This window comes from Cryobacterium sp. RTC2.1 (assembly GCF_035018685.1).
GTDB lineage: Bacteria > Actinomycetota > Actinomycetes > Actinomycetales > Microbacteriaceae > Cryobacterium > Cryobacterium glucosi.
This window is the reverse complement of record NZ_JASJXJ010000356.1, coordinates 1-481: the sequence shown is the minus strand read 5'-3', so window position 1 is coordinate 481 and position 481 is coordinate 1. Positions and strand designations below refer to the sequence as shown.

At 64.9% G+C, this 481-nt stretch carries 1 protein-coding gene and 1 pseudogene; both read right to left on the bottom strand.

Annotation, left to right across the window (positions count from 1 at the left end):
- A pseudogene (locus QN357_RS19280) lies at window positions 1–203 on the bottom strand (hypothetical protein); the annotation flags it as partial.
- A gap of 65 nt (window positions 204–268) precedes the next feature.
- On the bottom strand, window positions 269–481 hold a 213-nt coding region (locus QN357_RS19275; RefSeq protein WP_323505440.1), incomplete at its 5' end, for a hypothetical protein.

Below are 481 nucleotides of genomic sequence, written 5' to 3'. Positions count from 1 at the left end.
GCGAAGACCAGGGTCGCTCCCACGATGCCGGAACGCCGACGCATGCCCGACGCCAAGTAGGCGGGCAACATCACCGATACGCAACAGGGCGCGAGCAGGGCAACCAGGCCCCCCAGGAAGGCGGCGAGCAGAGTGCCGCCGAACAGTAGATTTTCCATATATTCGTCGCCTTCACTCGGGCCGCGTCCTGCGCGGACATTCACCTATCCTCCTAAGGAGATTAGGTGATTGTGAAGCGATTGTCTAGCTGGCGTGCCGAAGCTGGGAGTCAGCTGGAGAAGCGACCCTCGTCCATGCTGTCGACGGCACACGGGGTGTGCATGGTGGGAGTTGCCGGCGCGGGCGCGCTGCCGGATCTTGGAGAAAGGGATGCCGACAGGCTGGTTGCCGGCTCAGCGGGGCAAAACGCGTGATCTGCGCTTGTGACGGCCGGCCAGCCGAGGGCCAGTCCGGGCGCGATCAGCAGGAGCGCGATCGCTAC